At 37.9% G+C, this 17654-nt stretch carries 19 protein-coding genes; 15 read left to right on the top strand and 4 right to left on the bottom strand.

Annotated features, from left to right (window positions below; genetic code table 11):
* Positions 1 to 223: 223 nt before the first annotated feature.
* Positions 224 to 685, bottom strand: a complete 462-nt coding sequence (locus NT178_14510) for a MarR family transcriptional regulator (GenBank protein MCX5813740.1) — start codon at positions 683 to 685, stop codon at positions 224 to 226.
* 395 nt (positions 686 to 1080) lie between these two features.
* On the opposite strand from NT178_14510, the gene NT178_14505 reads away from it, so the two are divergent.
* From NT178_14505 to mazG, 15 genes are all read left to right on the top strand, one after another.
* On the top strand, positions 1081 to 1776 hold the full coding sequence (locus tag NT178_14505) for an MTAP family purine nucleoside phosphorylase (protein MCX5813739.1): 696 nt from the start codon (positions 1081 to 1083) through the stop codon (positions 1774 to 1776).
* Positions 1773 to 3023, top strand: a complete 1251-nt coding sequence (locus NT178_14500) for an amidohydrolase (GenBank protein MCX5813738.1) — start codon at positions 1773 to 1775, stop codon at positions 3021 to 3023. The genes NT178_14505 and NT178_14500 overlap by 4 nt, the downstream gene beginning before the upstream one ends.
* An 88-nt stretch (positions 3024 to 3111) precedes the next feature.
* Complete coding sequence (locus tag NT178_14495) at positions 3112 to 3558, top strand: hypothetical protein (GenBank protein ID MCX5813737.1); 447 nt, start codon at positions 3112 to 3114, stop codon at positions 3556 to 3558.
* 57 nt (positions 3559 to 3615) lie between these two features.
* Positions 3616 to 4269: an endonuclease III gene (locus tag NT178_14490; protein MCX5813736.1), complete on the top strand. Its 654-nt coding sequence runs from the start codon at positions 3616 to 3618 to the stop codon at positions 4267 to 4269.
* 90 nt (positions 4270 to 4359) lie between these two features.
* Positions 4360 to 6633 (top strand): outer membrane protein assembly factor BamA, encoded by a 2274-nt coding sequence (gene bamA, locus NT178_14485; GenBank protein MCX5813735.1) that lies wholly within the window; start codon positions 4360 to 4362, stop codon positions 6631 to 6633.
* A gap of 12 nt (positions 6634 to 6645) precedes the next feature.
* A complete protein-coding gene (locus NT178_14480; GenBank protein MCX5813734.1) occupies positions 6646 to 7182 on the top strand; it encodes an OmpH family outer membrane protein in 537 nt (178 codons plus the stop codon).
* Complete coding sequence (gene lpxD, locus NT178_14475) at positions 7179 to 8210, top strand: UDP-3-O-(3-hydroxymyristoyl)glucosamine N-acyltransferase (protein MCX5813733.1); 1032 nt, start codon at positions 7179 to 7181, stop codon at positions 8208 to 8210. The genes NT178_14480 and lpxD overlap by 4 nt, the downstream gene beginning before the upstream one ends.
* A complete protein-coding gene (gene fabZ / locus NT178_14470) occupies positions 8203 to 8631 on the top strand; it encodes a 3-hydroxyacyl-ACP dehydratase FabZ (protein ID MCX5813732.1) in 429 nt (142 codons plus the stop codon). The genes lpxD and fabZ overlap by 8 nt, the downstream gene beginning before the upstream one ends.
* 12 nt (positions 8632 to 8643) lie before the next feature.
* Entirely contained in the window at positions 8644 to 9411 is a 768-nt protein-coding gene (gene lpxA / locus NT178_14465) for an acyl-ACP--UDP-N-acetylglucosamine O-acyltransferase (GenBank protein MCX5813731.1), read from the top strand.
* Entirely contained in the window at positions 9402 to 10313 is a 912-nt protein-coding gene (locus NT178_14460; GenBank protein ID MCX5813730.1) for a Gfo/Idh/MocA family oxidoreductase, read from the top strand. Before lpxA ends, NT178_14460 begins: the two co-directional genes overlap by 10 nt.
* Entirely contained in the window at positions 10306 to 11472 is a 1167-nt protein-coding gene (gene lpxB / locus NT178_14455; protein ID MCX5813729.1) for a lipid-A-disaccharide synthase, read from the top strand. Before NT178_14460 ends, lpxB begins: the two co-directional genes overlap by 8 nt.
* Positions 11456 to 13222, top strand: a complete 1767-nt coding sequence (msbA, locus tag NT178_14450) for a lipid A export permease/ATP-binding protein MsbA (protein ID MCX5813728.1) — start codon at positions 11456 to 11458, stop codon at positions 13220 to 13222. Before lpxB ends, msbA begins: the two co-directional genes overlap by 17 nt.
* Positions 13212 to 13778, top strand: a complete 567-nt coding sequence (locus NT178_14445; protein ID MCX5813727.1) for a lysophospholipid acyltransferase family protein — start codon at positions 13212 to 13214, stop codon at positions 13776 to 13778. Before msbA ends, NT178_14445 begins: the two co-directional genes overlap by 11 nt.
* Before the next feature lie 91 nt (positions 13779 to 13869).
* Positions 13870 to 15132 carry a hypothetical protein gene (locus tag NT178_14440; protein ID MCX5813726.1) on the top strand — a complete coding sequence of 421 codons (1263 nt, stop codon included), beginning with the start codon at positions 13870 to 13872 and terminating at the stop codon, positions 15130 to 15132.
* A complete protein-coding gene (gene mazG / locus NT178_14435) occupies positions 15132 to 15887 on the top strand; it encodes a nucleoside triphosphate pyrophosphohydrolase (protein MCX5813725.1) in 756 nt (251 codons plus the stop codon). Before NT178_14440 ends, mazG begins: the two co-directional genes overlap by 1 nt.
* Before the next feature lie 10 nt (positions 15888 to 15897).
* Here the strand turns inward: mazG and NT178_14430 are convergent, their stop codons facing one another.
* The 3 genes from NT178_14430 to NT178_14420 all read right to left on the bottom strand — a co-directional run.
* Positions 15898 to 16101, bottom strand: coding sequence for a cold-shock protein (locus NT178_14430; GenBank protein MCX5813724.1), 204 nt, complete (start codon positions 16099 to 16101; stop codon positions 15898 to 15900).
* 98 nt (positions 16102 to 16199) lie between these two features.
* Positions 16200 to 16856 (bottom strand): class I SAM-dependent methyltransferase, encoded by a 657-nt coding sequence (locus NT178_14425; GenBank protein MCX5813723.1) that lies wholly within the window; start codon positions 16854 to 16856, stop codon positions 16200 to 16202.
* Positions 16853 to 17654, bottom strand: an 802-nt coding sequence (locus NT178_14420; protein ID MCX5813722.1) for a metal ABC transporter permease, incomplete at its 5' end; no start/stop codon positions are given. The genes NT178_14420 and NT178_14425, both read right to left, overlap by 4 nt.

Below are 17654 nucleotides of genomic sequence, written 5' to 3'. Positions count from 1 at the left end.
AGGGTGAAAACCGGTATCCGGAAGTTATTAAATTTACTGGATGTTGCTTGCGCAAGTGAAGACACCGGCTTTTGCCGGAATAACATAAAAAGCAATCAGGGTGCTTTTGCAAAGGTTTCAATATGTAGTTAGCATAACAAAGATGGGGCAGGATTGTCCACGATAAGTTAGCGGATGGCGTAATCGTCCGGTCTCAGGGGATGACTGAAACATTAACAGGTTTTTATACGATCTCCAAACTGTTTTTGATGAGCTTTTTGACTTCATAGAGTAGTTCTTCCTTTTCTTTTTGAGAGAACCCTTTTAGTATTTTTTCCTGACATTTATCCCGATCTTTTTCTATGCTTACTAAGGTTGCTTTTCCTTTTTGTGTGATATCGAGTATCGTTACCCGCTCATCTCTGGGATCTGATTTTCTTATAATAAAACCATTTTTTTCAAGTCTCTTGGCAATGCCGGTCATATTGGCTCCAGGAACAAGCATGATCCGGCTAACATGAGTAATCCTGCTCTGACCGTTTTTTGAAGCATCAAGCACCCTCAGGATATTGTATTGTGGAAATGAGAGGTCGTAGTTCCTGAAAATAGCAGATATCGCCCTCTTAAAGGTCTCTGCCGCTCTCACAACAGCCATCAAGACTTTTTCTTCGTTACACATATCGCTTTTATAGTTGTTAATTACCATAATTCTTCCTTGGCAAACTGATATTTTATTATTTTAGCTATATACTATATCAGAATACTCGGAAAATAGAAATACCTAATGTTTTTAAGTATCAACAGTAATGCAAGTTTGGGGTTTCCTGTTTTTTTTCAAATGTGAGCCCCCTCTATGCCAATGGTAAATAGGTTATTGACTAACAACTATTCACTGCAGTTAAGATACGAAGAACGAGATACGGGTTTTTTGTGATTTGGCATAATAACAGGCATATAGCATACATATAGCATACCCCATACGGTAAGAAAAGGCCTCCTACGGTGTGAGCAGGAGCAAATAGCTCACAACCTCAAGCCTGAGGGAAATCCCGGTTTTAAAAATCCTTGACTCATTGCTTGGTAAATAGTAAATACTTTTTCGTGAACGGAATAATCGGCGGGACATCACTATTAAACTCATCTATATTTGCCTCATGGGACGAACAAAGAATTGAAACGCCTTATGGAGATATCTACTCGAAAATTAAAGAGAATACAGCATTCATCCAAAGGCATGGGAGTCCACTGGCTCCTCCACACCTGATAAACCACAAAGCAAATATATGGGCACTTAAAAACCTGGATGTTAAAAAAATATTGTCTGTAAACTCTGTCGGGAGTCTAAAAATAAAATTGAAACCGGGTACGTTTGTCATACCCGATGATTTTATATCCCTCTGGAATATTTCAACATTTTTCGATAAGGAGATGAAATTTATTGTGCCTCAGATGCACGAAGGCATAAAAGAGTACATTGCTGCATTGTGCAAAGAACTCAGGATGCATGTCCATTCAGGCGGCGTTTATATCCAGACCATCGGGCCGAGGCTTGAAACGAAGGCTGAAATCGGATTCCTTAAACAATTCGGTGATATCGTCGGGATGACAATGGCATCAGAAGCAACACTATGTATGGAATATGAAATCCCTTATGCAAGCCTTTGTTCCGTTGACAATTATTGTCATGGCATTATAAAGGTGCCCCTCACAATGGAAGAAATAAACCGGAACTGGCAGAATAACATGAAGGAAATTGAAGCAATGATCAAAACAATAATTGAAAAGGATTTTTCATGAAAATACTCATCAAAGATGTGATGCTGGATGGTAATACAAGGGATATTTTCATAAATAACGGCGCAATTGAGGAAATATCGGAAAAGTGTATGCGTGATGCAGACAGGATCATCAACGGCAGGGATAAAGCTGCCCTACCCTCCCTTATAAACGGACACACGCATGCGGCAATGACGCTCATGAGGGGTTATGCCGACGATATGCCCCTGAAGGAATGGCTTGAAGAAAAGATATGGCCCCTTGAAGCCAAGCTGACAGAAGAGGATGTTTACTGGGGTTCAAAACTTGCCTGTCTGGAAATGATAAAAAACGGCGTAACTGTTTTTAACGATATGTACTGGCACTGGGAGGCAACGGCAAAAGCGGTATGCGATATGGGCATAAGAGGCTTCATCAGTGCTGTTTTCATAGATATGTTTGATGCAAAAAAAGGTCAGGAGCAAATTGAGCACAATATTAAACTCTTTGAAATATCTGAAAAATATAAGCCTTATGTGACATTTACCCTTGGGCCCCATGCGATTTATACAGTTTCAAAAGAGAGCCTTGAATGGATAAGAGACTTCTCTGAGAAGGAAAATATTCTCATCCATATGCACCTTTCGGAAACAAAAGAAGAAACAGAGTTTTCAAAAGAGCGTTATGGACTTTCTCCTACTGAATTCCTCGATGAAATCGGAATTTTATCAGACAGGTTTATCGGGTGTCATGGCTGTCTGCTTAATGAAAAGGATTGCTCGCTATTGAGAAAAAGCAAATCTAAACTGGTCCATGTCCCTGTATCCAACCTGAAACTCGCGGTAGGAAGGATTTTTCCTCATTTTTTCATGGAAGGAATACCTTTCTGTTTCGGAACAGACGGATGCGCGTCCAACAACCACCTTGATATTATTGAAACGATGAAGTTCGCATCGCTTATTGCAAAGTTTTTTACCCGGATTACTACATTCATGCCCGCTAAGGTAACCTTTGATATGGCAACCAGGGTAGCTGCCAATATGTTTTTTCTTGGAGAATGGGATATTAAGGTTGGAAACAGTCCCGACATAATCCTCATAGACCTGACACGACCGGAATTTACTCCTAATTTTAATCTTTACTCCGATATAGTTTATGCATCAAACGGCTACGCTGTTGATACGGTAATCTGTATGGGTAAGGTTTTAATGGAGGGTAGATTAGTGCCGGGAGAGGAAGAGATCCTTAAAAACACAAAAAAGGTTGCCTGGAATTTGGCAAACAGATAATTAAAATTCCGGTTCAGATGCCGGTTTGTTAATTTTGTCAGACAATAACGAAACCGGCTAAATTATGCAATTTTAAAGGCAGATTGGTATGAGATTCCTATGCGATGCAATGCTGGGTAAGCTTTCGAATTATTTGAGAATCCTCGGCTTTGATACAATTTATATTAAATCAATGGCCATGCTGAACGGATACAAAAAAGAAACTAATCCCGCGCTTCTTTTTACAAAAAGAAAGATGCAAAAATCATTATACAGTAACTGCATTTATATAAAATCAAACAATATAATTGATCAGCTTGCAGAGATAAAAAATATTATTGAACCTCATATTGATAAAAATACCATAATGAAAAGGTGCATAAGATGCAATACACTGCTGAATAATGTTAAAAAAGACGACATCGAAAGTCTTGTGCCTGAATTTATCTTTCACACATATGACATTTTTAAATTCTGTCCGTTTTGCAGGAAAGTATATTGGGAAGGGTCTCATGTCGAGCATATGAAAAAATGGGTAAAAGAAATAGTAAGTTAATAAATTCACTATTCACTGATTCTGCCCGTTATTATTGTACGTAAAAAAGAGGTGTTAATGCCTTTTCAATTCAAAGAAATGATAGATATACTTAAAAATACCTTTAAGAATAATGTGCCTGTTGTCACAAAAATTTCAAAAAAAGAAAATAGAAACCCTTATTTAGTGCTTGTCGGCACGCTCCTGAGCCTCAGGACAAAGGATGAGCTGACCGAAAAGGTTATGGACAAGCTCACAAAAGAGATAAGAACACCGGAAGAGATGCTGTCATTTCCCATTGAAAGGCTCCGGGAACTGATTTATCCTGTCGGTTTTTATAAAAATAAATCGGCTGTTCTCAAAAATGTATCCAGAATCATTATCGATGTCTATGAAGGTAAAGTGCCTGATTCAATTGACGAATTACTGAAAATAAAAGGCATAGGGAGAAAAACTGCAAACCTGGTCATAACAGAAGGCTATAACAAGCTTGGGATATGCGTTGATACACACGTTCACAGGATATCCAACAGGATTGGCATTGTGATGACAAAAAATCCTCATCAAACAGAAGAGGTTTTAAGAAAAGTGCTCCCTAAAAAATATTGGATTATTTACAACACCCTTCTTGTGACATTCGGTAAAAATATTTGCAAACCCATATCCCCGCATTGCAGCATATGCCCGATATCCCACCTGTGTAATAAGTCGGGAGTCCTGAAGTACAGATAGAAAATGTATTCATTTTTCTTCCTTGGCAAGGGAATGTGATTTTTTACCTTTACAACAACACCTTATATTTGTTAATTTTCCATATCCATTATGATTAGATTCCGGACACTGTCATTCATATTATTGTTAACAATATTGTTTTCTTTTTCTGTCGGGGCGCAGGAACCAGATAAAACAGAGAAAATAATAAAAATCACTATAACAGGAAACGAAAGAATTGACACCGGCTATATAATGAATAATATCAAAACCAAGGAAAACGATCCATATAACCCTGACAAGATAAGAGAAGATATGAAAAATATTTATAAAACAGGGTTTTTCAACGATGTACAGATAGATGTCCAAGATACGGAAAAAGGCAAAGTGGTAACATTTGTTGTTATCGAAAGACTACCCATAAAGGCCATTTTTATTTCAGGCAATAAGAAGATAAAAACAGCCGATTTAAAAGACAAATTAAAAGTAAAATCCGGTTCAGTCCTGAATATTGAGAAAATAAAAGAAAGTCTGGACGAAATAAGAAAACACTATGCAAGTCAGGGCTATTATGCAGTAAAGGTGAGTTACGAAATTGATTACGAAACCGACTATGAGGCAAAGTTAAAATTTCTTATAGATGAGCCCGAAAAAGCGTTTGTAAAAAAGATAATCTTTACCGGCAACAAAATATTTAAGAAAAGCGTGTTAACAGATTACATGAGAACAAAAGAAAAGGGTATTTTTTCATGGTTTACCAATTCCGGAATCCTTGACGAAGATGTACTTGATGAGGATAAAAAAAATATTGAAGCATTTTATAGCGATAAGGGCTATGTGAGAACAAAAGTAGGCATACCTGTGATTAAGATTTCTGATAATAAGAAGTCAATAGATATTACGTTGCCGATTGAAGAAGGCAATATATATAAGATTGGCTCTTTAGGCTTTAATGGAGATGTCTTATTAAGCAATGAAGAATTGCTGAGCAAAATGAAAAGTAAGTCGGGAAATATATTCAGGTCAACATTATTTCATAGCGACGTTTTAACAATAACCGATTTATACCAGGATAAGGGTTATGCTTTTTGTGATATTTCGCCGCAGACATTAATTGATGACGATACACAAAAAGTAAATATCACATTCAACATCACGAAAGGAAATGAGATATTTTTTAACAGGATCAATATATTGGGAAACACAAAGACAAGGGACAAGGTAATTCGACGAGTATTAAAAATAGCAGAGGGCGACAGATTCTCTGCGACAAACATCAATAGAAGCAAAAAAAGATTGAAAAATACTACATTTTTTAAAGAATCCGATTTCAAAATCATCAAGACAGATGAACCTGACAAGGTAAACCTTGATCTTACGGTTGAAGAAAAGCCAACAGGTACTATTAACTTTGGAATTGGTTATAGCACGTATGATAGGGTAATTTTGTCGGGATCCATTTCTCAGGAGAACTTTTTAGGAACCGGGAGAAGGCTTTCCCTCGCCGCATCTCTCGGTGCTTTTACACAGGAATTTCAGTTTTCATATTTGGAACCCTATGTTTTTGATATGGACTTAGCTGCCGGCTTCAGCCTGTTTAACTATAAAAGAATAATGGACACATACGATTATAAAAAGCAGGGTGGCAGTATAGCTCTCATACGGCCCTTTACTGATGATTTAAAGGGAAGCATTAAATACAGGTTGGAAAATACAGAGGTTACAAATATAGATGCAACGGCAACCAACTATATAGTGCAGCAGGCTGGAACAAAACTGACAAGCAGCTTCACCTTTGCTCTAATAAAAAATACTATTGATGATATATTAAAACCCCATATCGGGGTACATTCGGAGGCTTCTGTAGAGGTTGCCGGTGGCCCTTTTGGCGGTGATAATAACTTTTACAGATTAATTGTTTTTTATGGACAATATATCCCTGCAGGTTTTTGGGACAGTGAATTCTTTTTTAAAGGCACTGCAGGTACTATCAGGCCTTACGGAGGTCAGAGGGTACCTGTTTACGAGAATTTTTTTGTTGGCGGTTTAAATTCGATAAGGGGTTTTAAGTATGGTGAAGCAGGGCCAAAGGACACCGATGATGAAGTTATAGGCGGTCGAAATACGCTTTATTTTAATGTAGAGTGGATATTCCCGATTTACAAACCGCTTGGCTTAAAAGGGTTAATATTTTACGACGCCGGGGCAGGGTTTAATGATTCAAAAGGTTTTATGCTGCAAGATTACATGAAAGCTTCAGCGGGATTTGGGATAAGATGGTTTTCCCCGGTCGGTCCAATACGGCTTGAGATTGGATTTAATCTTTTTCCAAAAAGTGGAGAAAGAGGAAATGTATTTGATTTTGCTATAGGTACACAATATTAATAAGGAGGAAACATGAGGAAAGTTTCATTGGCTGTTGTAGCAGTTGTATTGCTTTTTCTCCCATCTGTCCTGATAGCACAAGCACTGAATATCGTATATGTAAACCTTCAGAGAGTAATGCTTGAATCCGATAAAGGGAAGGAAGCAAAAAATGCCCTTACCGGGGAAGCTGAAAAATTGAAAAAAAGCCTCGACAGTAAACAGGATGAACTGCAAAAGATGAAAGACGCTATAGAAAAACAGGGCGCAACCATAACACCTGATGCAAGGGCAGAAAAAGAAAAACAATATCAGATTAAATTAAAGGATTACCAGAGACTTTATAATGATTATCAGACCGAGCTTCAGCAGAAGGATGCTGAATTCACACAGAAAATACTGAAAGAGCTTGAAGAAGTCGTCAGAACACTGGGTGAAAGAGATAAATACACAATAATTCTTGAAAAAAATCAGGCAGGCATACTCTTCGCCTCGCCGAATATAGATATAACAAACAAAGTGATCAACCTGTATAATGAAACGGCGAAAAAGAAAACAATTAAAAAATGATCAGTCTAAAGGAAATTGCTGAAAAAATACAGGGAGACTTAACAGGGAACGGACTTGTTGCCATATCAGGTATATCAGGCATACATGAAGCAAAAGAAGGCGATATTACATTTCTTGTCGACAACAGTTTTAAAAAGTACCTGAAAGAATGTAAGGCATCTGCAATAATTCTTGGTAAAGATATAAACCCAGATGAATTTAAAGGCAAAAATATTATCGTTACAAAAAACCCTGCACTGGCATATGCAAAAGTTGCGGAAATATTTCATCCCCGGAAGATTAATGAAAAAGGCATAAGTCCTTCAGCATTCGTTGCAAAAACGTCACAAATTTCCGATGACGCTATAATATATCCTTTTGCATATATTGGTGAAAAAACAATTGTAGAAAAAAAAGTTGTAGTTTACCCTTTTGTTCATATAGGCGATGAGGTGACAATTGGTGAAGAAACCGTTATATACCCTCATGCGGTCATTTATGATAAGGTAATTATCGGCAAGAGGGTTATAATTCATGGTGGAACAGTGTTGGGAAGCGATGGATTCGGCTACATATGGGACGGAGAAAAGCATGTAAAAATTCCTCAAATAGGTATTGTTGAGATTGAGGATGATGTGGAAATCGGCGCGAATGTTACAATAGATAGGGCATCTCTCGGTAAAACTCTTATAAAAAAAGGCGCTAAAATAGACAATCTTGTCCAGATTGCTCACAATGTATCTATCGGAGAGAATTCAATTATCGTTTCTCAGGTAGGCATTGCCGGGAGCTCAACTATCGGAAATAATGTTGTGCTTGCGGGTCAGGTAGGCGTCAGGGACCATGTGGTTATCGGAAACAACGTCAAAGCCGCCGGAGGGACCGGGATAACAAAGAACGTGCCGGAGAACTCACTTATATCAGGAAACCCCCATATGCCTCATAAAGAATGGCTAAGATTCCAAGGTCACTTAAAAAATCTTCCAAAGTTAAACAAAAGAATAAAAAGAATTGAAATGAAACTCCAGATGGAGGTTGATAATGATTGACATTAATGAAATCATGCAGCTATTGCCCCATAGCTACCCCTTCCTGCTGCTTGACAGAGTCATAGAATTTGAACCTTCCAAAAAAATCGTTGGTTTAAAAAATGTAACCTTTAATGAACCATTTTTTACAGGTCATTTTCCCCAAAAGCCAATTATGCCGGGGGTTCTAATTATTGAAGCAATGGCGCAGGCAGGCGGAGTACTGGCATTCAAATCCTTTCCTGATAAAAAGGGTTTAGTGTTCTTTACAGGCATTGATAATGCACGTTTCAGGAAGCCTGTTATACCCGGTGATCAGTTGAAGCTTGTGGTAGAGGTAATAAAACATAGAAGAGAAATTTGGTTATTTGAAGGAAAAGCCTTTGTTGATAACGAGTTGGTTGCAGAAGCAAAAATCATGGCAATGCTAAAACAGGAATAAGGAGAACACACATTGATACACCCTACTGCCATTATTAATAAAAATGCAGAGATTGATGAAAGTGTCTATATAGGGCCATACTGCATAATTGAGGACAAAGCAAAGAATGGAAAAGGCACAAAACTGTTAATGCACATTGTAATACAGGGGAACACTGAAATAGGCGAGAACTGCACAATAAGCCCTTTCGCATCCATAGGAGGGCCTCCGCAAGATTTAACTTATAAAGACGAAGATACAAAGGTAATTATAGGAAACGACAATATAATAAAGGACTACGTAACAATAAACAAAGGAACACCACACGGGGGAGGTATTACAAAGGTTGGAAACGGCAATTTCATTATGGCCTATGTGCATATTGCCCACGACTGCAATATCGGCAACAACATAATAATGGCAAACTGTGCCACTTTGGCCGGACATGTCGAGGTAGATGATTTTGTAATATTTGGCGGGCTTTGTGCAGTACACCAGTTCTGCAAAATCGGTAAATATGCTTTCATAAGCGGTCTCACAGGGGTTCCAAAGGACATCCCGCCTTTTATTATAGCAGCAGGGGGCAGGTCAAAGCCATACGGTTTGAATGTAGTCGGGCTGGAGCGTCGCGGCTTTTCAAAAGAAGAAATTTCTAAACTGAAAAAAGCATACAGAATCCTTTTCAGGTCATCCCTGCCGCTGGAAACATCTTTGAAAATTATTCAGGATGAGCTTGAGGGTGAAAATATAAACGAACTGATTAATTTCATAAAATCATCCAAGAGGGGTATATGCCGTTAAAAATAGCCATAATTGGCGCCGGACATATGGGAAAGATACATCTTCAGAAGCTGCTGGCCATTGAAGATGCTCAGGTTGTAGCAATAGCAGACACAGATGAAACGTTAGCCGGAAATATAACTGAAAAATATAGTATCCCTTTTTTTTCGGATTACACAAAAACTTTAAATAATTTAAATGGGGTTGTAATTGCAAGTTCAACAGAAACACATTATGAAATCGCAAAGTTTTTTTTAGAAAACAATATACATGTTTTTATAGAAAAACCTATAACGTCAGACACTGCCGATGCAAGCGACCTTGTAAAATTGGCAGACATAAAAAACCTGATTCTTCAAATCGGCCACTTAGAGAGATTCAATCCTGCATATAAAAATGCTGTACCCTTTGTTCAAAACCCGCTTTTCATTGAAGCCCGCAGAACAAGCAATTTTACAGGAAGGTCACCGAACATAGATGTTGTACTTGATCTAATGATTCACGATATTGATCTCGTTCTTTCTATTGCGAAAAACGACGTCAAGGACGTGCGCGCGCAGGGCGTCTCTTTCGTAGGTGATACATTGGATATGGTAAATACAACCATTGAATTTATGAACGGGTGCGTCGCAAATTTATTTGCAAGCAGGATAGCTGCGCAAAGAGAGAGAGTCATATCTATATTCGAAACAGACAGAAACGTATACATTGATTTATTGAACGGTAAATACCTTTGCAATATAAAAAATATGAATGGAAATATTGAAACAACAGAGCATGTTTCAGAGAAAATAGATTCTGTTATGGACGAGCTATCAGAGTTTATATCTTCAATAAAAGGCGGGAAAACACCGTCTGTTACTGGTAAGGACGGGTTAAAAGCTCTTATTCTCGCCGACCGGATTAAAGAAAATATTGTATAAAGCTATTTCAAATAACCTTTTCAACAAAAAAATAGTCATAGTAACCGGGGAACTTTCAGGCGAAATTCATGCCTGTCATGTTGTTAAGAAGATCAGAGAATCTTTGAATATCGAATTCAGCGGTATAGGCAGTAAAAAGCTCGAAGAAGCCGGTGTTCATATCGTACATGATTACAGGAATATATCCCTCACAGGCATTAATGAGATATTTCCAAAACTGAAGCATATATGGACAGCATTTCGCCAAATCAAAAAACATTTAAATAATATCAAGCCATCTCTCGTTATACTTGTTGATTTTCCTGGCTTTAACATGAGAGTTGCAAAAATTGCAAAAAAATACGGCATACCTGTTTTATATTTCATCCCCCCCCAAATATGGGCGTGGAAACAGGGACGCATAAAAACGATAAAAAAGATTGTTGACAAGGTCATATGCATCCTTCCTTTTGAAAAAAAACTCTATGACGCATACGATATTGATGCAACATATGTGGGACATCCATTTGTAAATAATGTAAAACCGCTGCTCACAAAAGAAGAGTTTATTGATAAGGCTGCTATAAAATCAAAAACCCCGATCATAACTATAATGCCGGGGAGCAGGGATAATGAGATTAAGAAACATATGCCGGTCTTAATAAAAACAATTGAAAGCATTGCACCTCATTTTAACAAACCGGCAATAATCTTACCGTTGGCTGAAGGCATTGATCAAAAAACAGTGGAAAATTTTAATACTGGGACTATACATATCAATTACCTTAAGGGACTTACCTATGAGGCCCTTTCCTTTTGCGACATTGCGATTATCGCTTCCGGCAGTGCAACTATGGAAGCTGCAATTCTTGGCGCCCCTACAATCGTAATTTATAAAATCTCAAAAATATCTTATATAATCGCAAAATTACTGGTAAAATCGAAATATATAAGTCTTCCCAATATTATAGCAGGAAGAGAGGTATTCCCGGAGTTTATACAACACTTAGACCCTGAAAAAATTGCAGAAAAGGCGCTCTATATGTTAAATAATGGTAGCGATAGAATAAATGAGGAGTTGACCAAAATAAGAACGGAACTTGATAATATGGATTCATACGAATTAACAAAAAATACAATCATTGATTTTTTAAAACAAACCTATGGCACTATATCTTAGACTCCTTAAATACGTTAAGCCATACTGGAAAAAGCTTCTTTTTGCTATGGTGTTCATGTCCCTTGTGGCCGGGATAAATGGATTAACTGCTTATATTGTTAAGCCTGTCCTTGATAATATCTTTTTTGAAAAAAATGCATCAATGCTTTATGTAATCCCATTTGGCGTAATAATTCTATATTTGTTCAAGGGAGTCTTCGATTATTTCCAGGCATACCTGATGGGTTATGTTGGTCAAAAAGTCATAACAGATATCAGAAATCAAGTTTTTAACGCTCTCCAGAGACAGCCCTTATCATTTTTTGACAAGACACCAACGGGAACTATTATTTCAAGAATAATAAATGATGTAACGCTTGTCCAAAGCACTGTATCCGATGCCTTCACTGCAATTCTTAAAGATTCTTTTACAATAATAGGCCTTATTTTCGTAGTCTTTTACCGGGATTGGAAGCTTGCCACTATTGCCTTTATTATTCTGCCCTTTGCAATATATCCGATCGTAACCTTTGGAAAAAGATTAAGGAAAGTCAGTACAAAAACACAGAAGGAAATGGCAAGACTTACCAACTTTTTGCACGAAACTATAACCGGCCAGCGGATTGTCAAAGCCTTCTGCATGGAAGAATATGAAAATAAAAGATTTGACGAAGAAAATAATGCCCTTTTCCATATCATTCTGAAGCGCTACAAAATAAGGGCTTTATCGTCTCCGATTATGGAAACGCTTGGTGGTGTTGCCATAGGCATCATCATATGGTATGGAGGCAGCGAAGTAATATCAGGCCGTTCAACACCTGGAAATTTTTTCTCTTTTACTGCTGCCCTTTTGATGCTCTATGAACCGATAAAAAGACTTAACAGGGAAAACCATAACATACAACAGGGGCTTGCAGCAGCCCAAAGAGTCTTTGAGGTTGTCGACAGAAAACCGGAAATTGAGGAAAAAATTAATGCTGTTGACCTCGGGAAAGTTCAGGGTATTATCGAATTTAAAGATGTCTTTTTTAAATACGAAGATAAGATGATCCTGAAAAACATAAATTTAAAAATTAATAAAAACGAAGTCCTTGCGATTGTTGGTGAAAGCGGAGTAGGAAAAACAACGCTGGTAAACCTTATCCCAAGATTTTATGATGTAGCAAAGGGCAGCATTGAGGTTGACGGAATTGACATAAGAGATGTAACATTGAATTCGTTAAGATGGAACATTGCCCTTGTCACACAGGATGTAATCTTATTCAATGATACAATAAAAAACAATATAAGCTACGGCGATGAACAACATCTGGACAGAATAGAAGAGGTTGCAAATATGGCATACGCACAGGATTTTATTGCAAAACTCTCCAAAAAATATGATACTTCAGTCGGGGAAAAAGGTACAAGGCTTTCGGGAGGTCAGAAACAGAGGATCGCTATTGCAAGGGCGTTGTACAAAGATACCCCTATTCTTATTCTTGATGAAGCAACAAGTTCCCTCGATACTGCTTCAGAGGTTGAGGTTCAAAAGGCATTTGAAAACTTAATCAAAGGAAGGACAACCATTGTTATCGCCCACAGACTTTCAACCATTATAAATGCCGACAGGATAATTGTCCTTGAAGAAGGGACAATAGTTCAGTCCGGGACGCACAAGGAGCTTGTTTCATCTGATGGACCTTATAAAAAGCTCTATGAACTACAATTCAGGGATGCAACTTCAAAAAAGATAATTAAAATTAACAAGAAGGTAAAAAATGTCTATTAAACAGATTAAGTATTTTCTTTTGCTTAGCATACTCCCACCGCTTATATACATCATCATCTCTTTTATTAAAGTTACTTCTCAAATAAAGCATATAAGCAGCGAACCGGCTCACGAAATGTGGGACAAAGGAAAAAACTCTATTGTATGCTTCTGGCATGGAAGGCTTTTAATGATGCCCTTTGCCAACAGAAGAGGTAAGGGGAAAGTGCTCATAAGCAGACACCGGGATGGTGAATTTATTGCAAGGGTTATGAGGTATTTTAGTCTGGGTGCAGTAAGGGGGTCTTACAGGAAAGAAGGCGGTATATCTTCGCTAAGAGAAATCATATCAGATTTAAAAAAGGGGTACGATGTTGCCATCACACCGGATGGCCCAAAAGGACCAAAATATGTTGTAAAAAAAGGCATTATTGAGTTGGCTAAAATTACGGGGAAAGCTATAGTCCCTATAAGCTATAGTGCAAGTAAAAAAAAACTTTTCATTCCTGGGACAGCTTTATTATCCCCTGTCCCTTTTCAAAAATTCTGTTTCTCTGGGGAAAGCCGATTTTTATAGGCAAAGAAGCTGATTCGGATGAAATAGAAAAAATAAGAATTGAGCTTGAGAACACACTAAAAAACTTAACCGAAAAAGCAGATGATATGGCATGTGGAAAGTAACATATAATATTGTCATCAATATTATTCTTCCATTTTTTATCCTTTTTGCACTTATGAAGGTAAAAATACGGAAAAACCTTGCTGAACGCTTGTTTTTCAGCACAAAACATGCTGCTATAAAAGACGCTATTTGGATTCATGCCGCTTCTATCGGTGAAGCAGCAATTGCTGAAACACTTGTCAACTATATGAAATCTCATTTCAATTTCCATCAATTTACAATAACCACAAATACCTATTACACACGAGATCTTTTAAGAAAAAAATTCGGCAACAGCGTTGATGTCTTTTCTTTACCCTTTGACCTGACTTACTCAATAAGACATTTTATAAATGGTTCTACCTTTAAAGCCCTTATCATAGTTGAAACCGAACTCTGGCCGAATCTGATATGGGAAGTAAAAAAACGCGGTATACCGGTATTTATCATAAACGGCAGGATATCCGACGCCACCCTTAAAAACTACAGACGATTCTCGTTTTTTTTAAAGAATGTTTTCTCAAAGATTGATTTGATACTCGCCCAGTCTGAAGAACACGCAAGAAGGTTTACATACATAGGAGTGAACCCTCAAAAAATAATCAATACAGGTAATTTAAAATATTATAGGGAATTACCATCTATTAATAATTATATACACAAAGATAACGTTATAACATTCGGTAGCATAAAGGAAAAAGAGTTAGACACATTGCTCCCGGTCATAATTAATCTAAAAAGGGGCTTTCCTGACTTTTTAATTTTTGTTGTACCAAGAGAACTTTTTCTTGTAAATACAATAGAAAAAGAACTTTCGTTATTTCTAAAAACAACAAAATATTCAGATTTTAAAAACGGAGTAAATAAAAATGTTGATGCAGTGATTGTTGATACTGTTGGAGATTTATTGGAAATCTACAAAAGGAGTAAAGTTGCCTTTGTAGGAGGCAGCCTTGCTCCTTATGGCGGGCAAAACATTCTTGAGCCGCTTTTTTTTAACACACCGGTAATTTTCGGGCCTTATACGGAAAATTTTAAGGATATAGCAGATACAATCATTACACAAAGTGCGGGCATGGTAGTTAATAGCGGGGATGCCCTCTATGAAAAAATAAAGTTAGTCCTGGAGGACGAGGATTTAAGAAACAAAATGGGGGGCAATGGGAAAAGAATTATTGAAATGCAAAGTGAGGTTATGGAAAGAACAGTAAATATTATATTAAAAACAATAGACACATATTCCAGAAAAAAACTTAATTGGAAGACATAATGGATGGATTTTCAAAACTTGTTCATCTCATGGAAACTTTAAGAAGCGAAAAGGGCTGTCCCTGGGATAGAAAGCAAACAACAAAGGCCTTTAAAACATTCCTTCTGGAAGAAGTCTATGAAGTTATTTACGCTATAGACAATGATGACCATAAAGCTTTGAAGGAGGAATTGGGTGACCTCCTTTTCCATATTGTATTTATATCGCAGATTTGTAAAGAAAATGATCTATTCAATATAGACGATGTAGTTAATTTTGTATATGACAAGATGTACAACAGACATCCGCATGTTTTTTTGAATTCACCCCAAGATAAACCGATTGAAATAAAATGGGAAGATATCAAAAAGGATGAAATAGAAGATTACTCATTACTTTCCAACATCCCGGATATAATTCCGGCACTATTAAGGGCATACATAATTTCACGGAGAGTTGCAAAAGTCGGGTTTGATTGGGATAATATTGACGATATCTACGAAAAAATGCTTGAAGAAGTAGAAGAATTAAAAAAAGCTGAGAACTCCGGGGACACAGATGCAATCAGAGAGGAGATCGGCGATCTGCTTTTTACAATTGTAAATATCTCAAAGTTTTATAATATAGACCCCGAAGATGCATTGAGATTTACTTCAAATAAATTTATCAGGCGTTTTAACTACATCGAGACAAATACAGACATTAAAAGTTCATCACTTTCTGCTATGGATAAACTCTGGAATGAAATAAAAAATATTGAAAAAAAGGGGGATTAACCACCTTTTTTTATTCAGCTTTTACAACATTTGCTGCTTGCGGACCCTTCGGGCCTTTTGTAATTTCAAATTCTACTTTTTCCCCTGTTTTTAAAGTTTTAAAACCATCCTGTTTAATTGCCGAAAAATGAACAAACACATCTTCACCATTATCCTGCTCAAGAAACCCATACCCTTTTGCATCGTTAAACCATTTAACCTTACCTACTGCCATGTTACTGAACTCCTTTCATTAAAGTATTAAAGCAGAAGCTTTTTGCTATATTATTCCTTATCGTATATTGTGTCAAGTTAATTTTTAACAGTTAATTTTTAAAATTCTTGCATTAATATTTTTTTTGCAATGATACAATAAAAACCAGGCTCATCGATAAACAGATCAATACTTAAGCCTACTGTTTGCAGCAAGATACGCATTGCCGCCTGATCGGGCAGATAGTCGTGCATAACGGCATGGCATGTCCCGTGGTGTTTGTTTATGCCTTCCGACGAGTCAAAATGAGACACGGCGAAAATTCCGCTCGGTTTCAGGATGTGTGAAAGTTCCACCATTGCTTTTTCTTTGTCGTGAAAATGCGGGAAGCATGAGAAGCAGATAACCACATCGCATGTGGCGTCATCCAGTGTAGCATTCTCCGCGTCCGCGTGGATAAATCGAATATTCTCTTCCTTATGAAGGCTCCGATTGGCTTCTATCATCTTTTCGGCGAAGTCCAATTCATAGAGAATTCCAGCCAATGTGATATGTTCAAGAATAAAAGGAACCAGCACACCTGTTCCGCATCCGACGTCCAATACACAGTCTCCCTGTTTTAGCGGCAAAAGTGAAAACAGGCGCTTAAAATCCTTGTCATGCTTATCGTAACGCCCGGTGGCATGGTTTTTATACCATATATCAAGCCACCCTTCGGCATGATCATTAAAAAACTGCTTTCGTGCTTGATAGATTTCATGTGATGTCATTTTCATAATATATGTTCCTTTTTTTGGATTTTGGAACGGCGCTTTGGTGAAAAAATGTATGCAACGGCAAAGATGGTTGTTGCCATGAGAACCACCGACGCACCGGACGGAAGATCAAAAATATAAGATACGATGAGACCGGAAACACATGCGCCGATCCCCGAAGCCGTTGAAATTAGAAAAAAGTGTTTCAAATTGTAGGTCAATTGGAGCGCTGTGGCTCCTGGTTGCACGAGCAACGCGAAGATAAGCAGGCCACCCACCGTCGCAAGGTTAGCCGACACCACAGCCCCGGTGAGAAACAGAAGCGCATAATAAATCAACCGTTCCGGCACACCGCTCGCTCCAGCAAGTCGTCTGTTAAATAACACGGAACGAATCTCCTTAAAAAATAATAATACGAAGAGCACAAGGAGGGCCGTGACAAGTGTAAGTACCGCAACATCCGAGCCGGAAAGCGACAACAGGCTTCCCCACATCAGGTTGAGGGCATTAGCCTTTGTCCTCGTGAGGATTCCCATGCCGAGAAACGCAAGTCCCATTAGAAAAGAAAACATGATGCCGAGTACATTCTCGGGGGACATGTCCGTGCGATCCGAAATCGGGCCAAGCACTCCTGCCATGAGCAGACACATTGTAAACCCGCTCAAAAACGGATTGACGTCAAGCAGCATACCCAATACAGCACCTGCAAAAGCAGCATGTGACATTGAAATACCGATCAACGGCATTTTCATCAGCACGACGAATACGGACAGCAGCGAACAGCTTGCACCGCACAGCACACAGGCAATGACAGCGCGC

The organism is Pseudomonadota bacterium (assembly GCA_026388255.1).
Lineage (GTDB): Bacteria > Desulfobacterota > Syntrophorhabdia > Syntrophorhabdales > Syntrophorhabdaceae > JAPLKB01.
This window is presented reverse-complemented; position numbering and strand designations above follow the sequence as displayed.

Bases quoted from the DNA above. Each gene is read 5' to 3' on its own strand.
- NT178_14510 (MCX5813740.1), bottom strand. From the start codon at position 685: ATGGTAATTAACAACTATAAAAGCGATATGTGTAACGAAGAAAAAGTC.
- NT178_14500 (MCX5813738.1), top strand. From the start codon at position 1,773: ATGAAAATACTCATCAAAGATGTGATGCTGGATGGTAATACAAGGGAT.
- NT178_14495 (MCX5813737.1), top strand. From the start codon at position 3,112: ATGAGATTCCTATGCGATGCAATGCTGGGTAAGCTTTCGAATTATTTG.
- NT178_14490 (MCX5813736.1), top strand. From the start codon at position 3,616: ATGCCTTTTCAATTCAAAGAAATGATAGATATACTTAAAAATACCTTT.
- bamA (MCX5813735.1), top strand. From the start codon at position 4,360: ATGATTAGATTCCGGACACTGTCATTCATATTATTGTTAACAATATTG.
- NT178_14480 (MCX5813734.1), top strand. From the start codon at position 6,646: ATGAGGAAAGTTTCATTGGCTGTTGTAGCAGTTGTATTGCTTTTTCTC.
- lpxD (MCX5813733.1), top strand. From the start codon at position 7,179: ATGATCAGTCTAAAGGAAATTGCTGAAAAAATACAGGGAGACTTAACA.
- fabZ (MCX5813732.1), top strand. From the start codon at position 8,203: ATGATTGACATTAATGAAATCATGCAGCTATTGCCCCATAGCTACCCC.
- NT178_14460 (MCX5813730.1), top strand. From the start codon at position 9,402: ATGCCGTTAAAAATAGCCATAATTGGCGCCGGACATATGGGAAAGATA.
- msbA (MCX5813728.1), top strand. From the start codon at position 11,456: ATGGCACTATATCTTAGACTCCTTAAATACGTTAAGCCATACTGGAAA.
- NT178_14445 (MCX5813727.1), top strand. From the start codon at position 13,212: ATGTCTATTAAACAGATTAAGTATTTTCTTTTGCTTAGCATACTCCCA.
- NT178_14440 (MCX5813726.1), top strand. From the start codon at position 13,870: ATGTGGAAAGTAACATATAATATTGTCATCAATATTATTCTTCCATTT.
- mazG (MCX5813725.1), top strand. From the start codon at position 15,132: ATGGATGGATTTTCAAAACTTGTTCATCTCATGGAAACTTTAAGAAGC.
- NT178_14430 (MCX5813724.1), bottom strand. From the start codon at position 16,101: ATGGCAGTAGGTAAGGTTAAATGGTTTAACGATGCAAAAGGGTATGGG.
- NT178_14425 (MCX5813723.1), bottom strand. From the start codon at position 16,856: ATGAAAATGACATCACATGAAATCTATCAAGCACGAAAGCAGTTTTTT.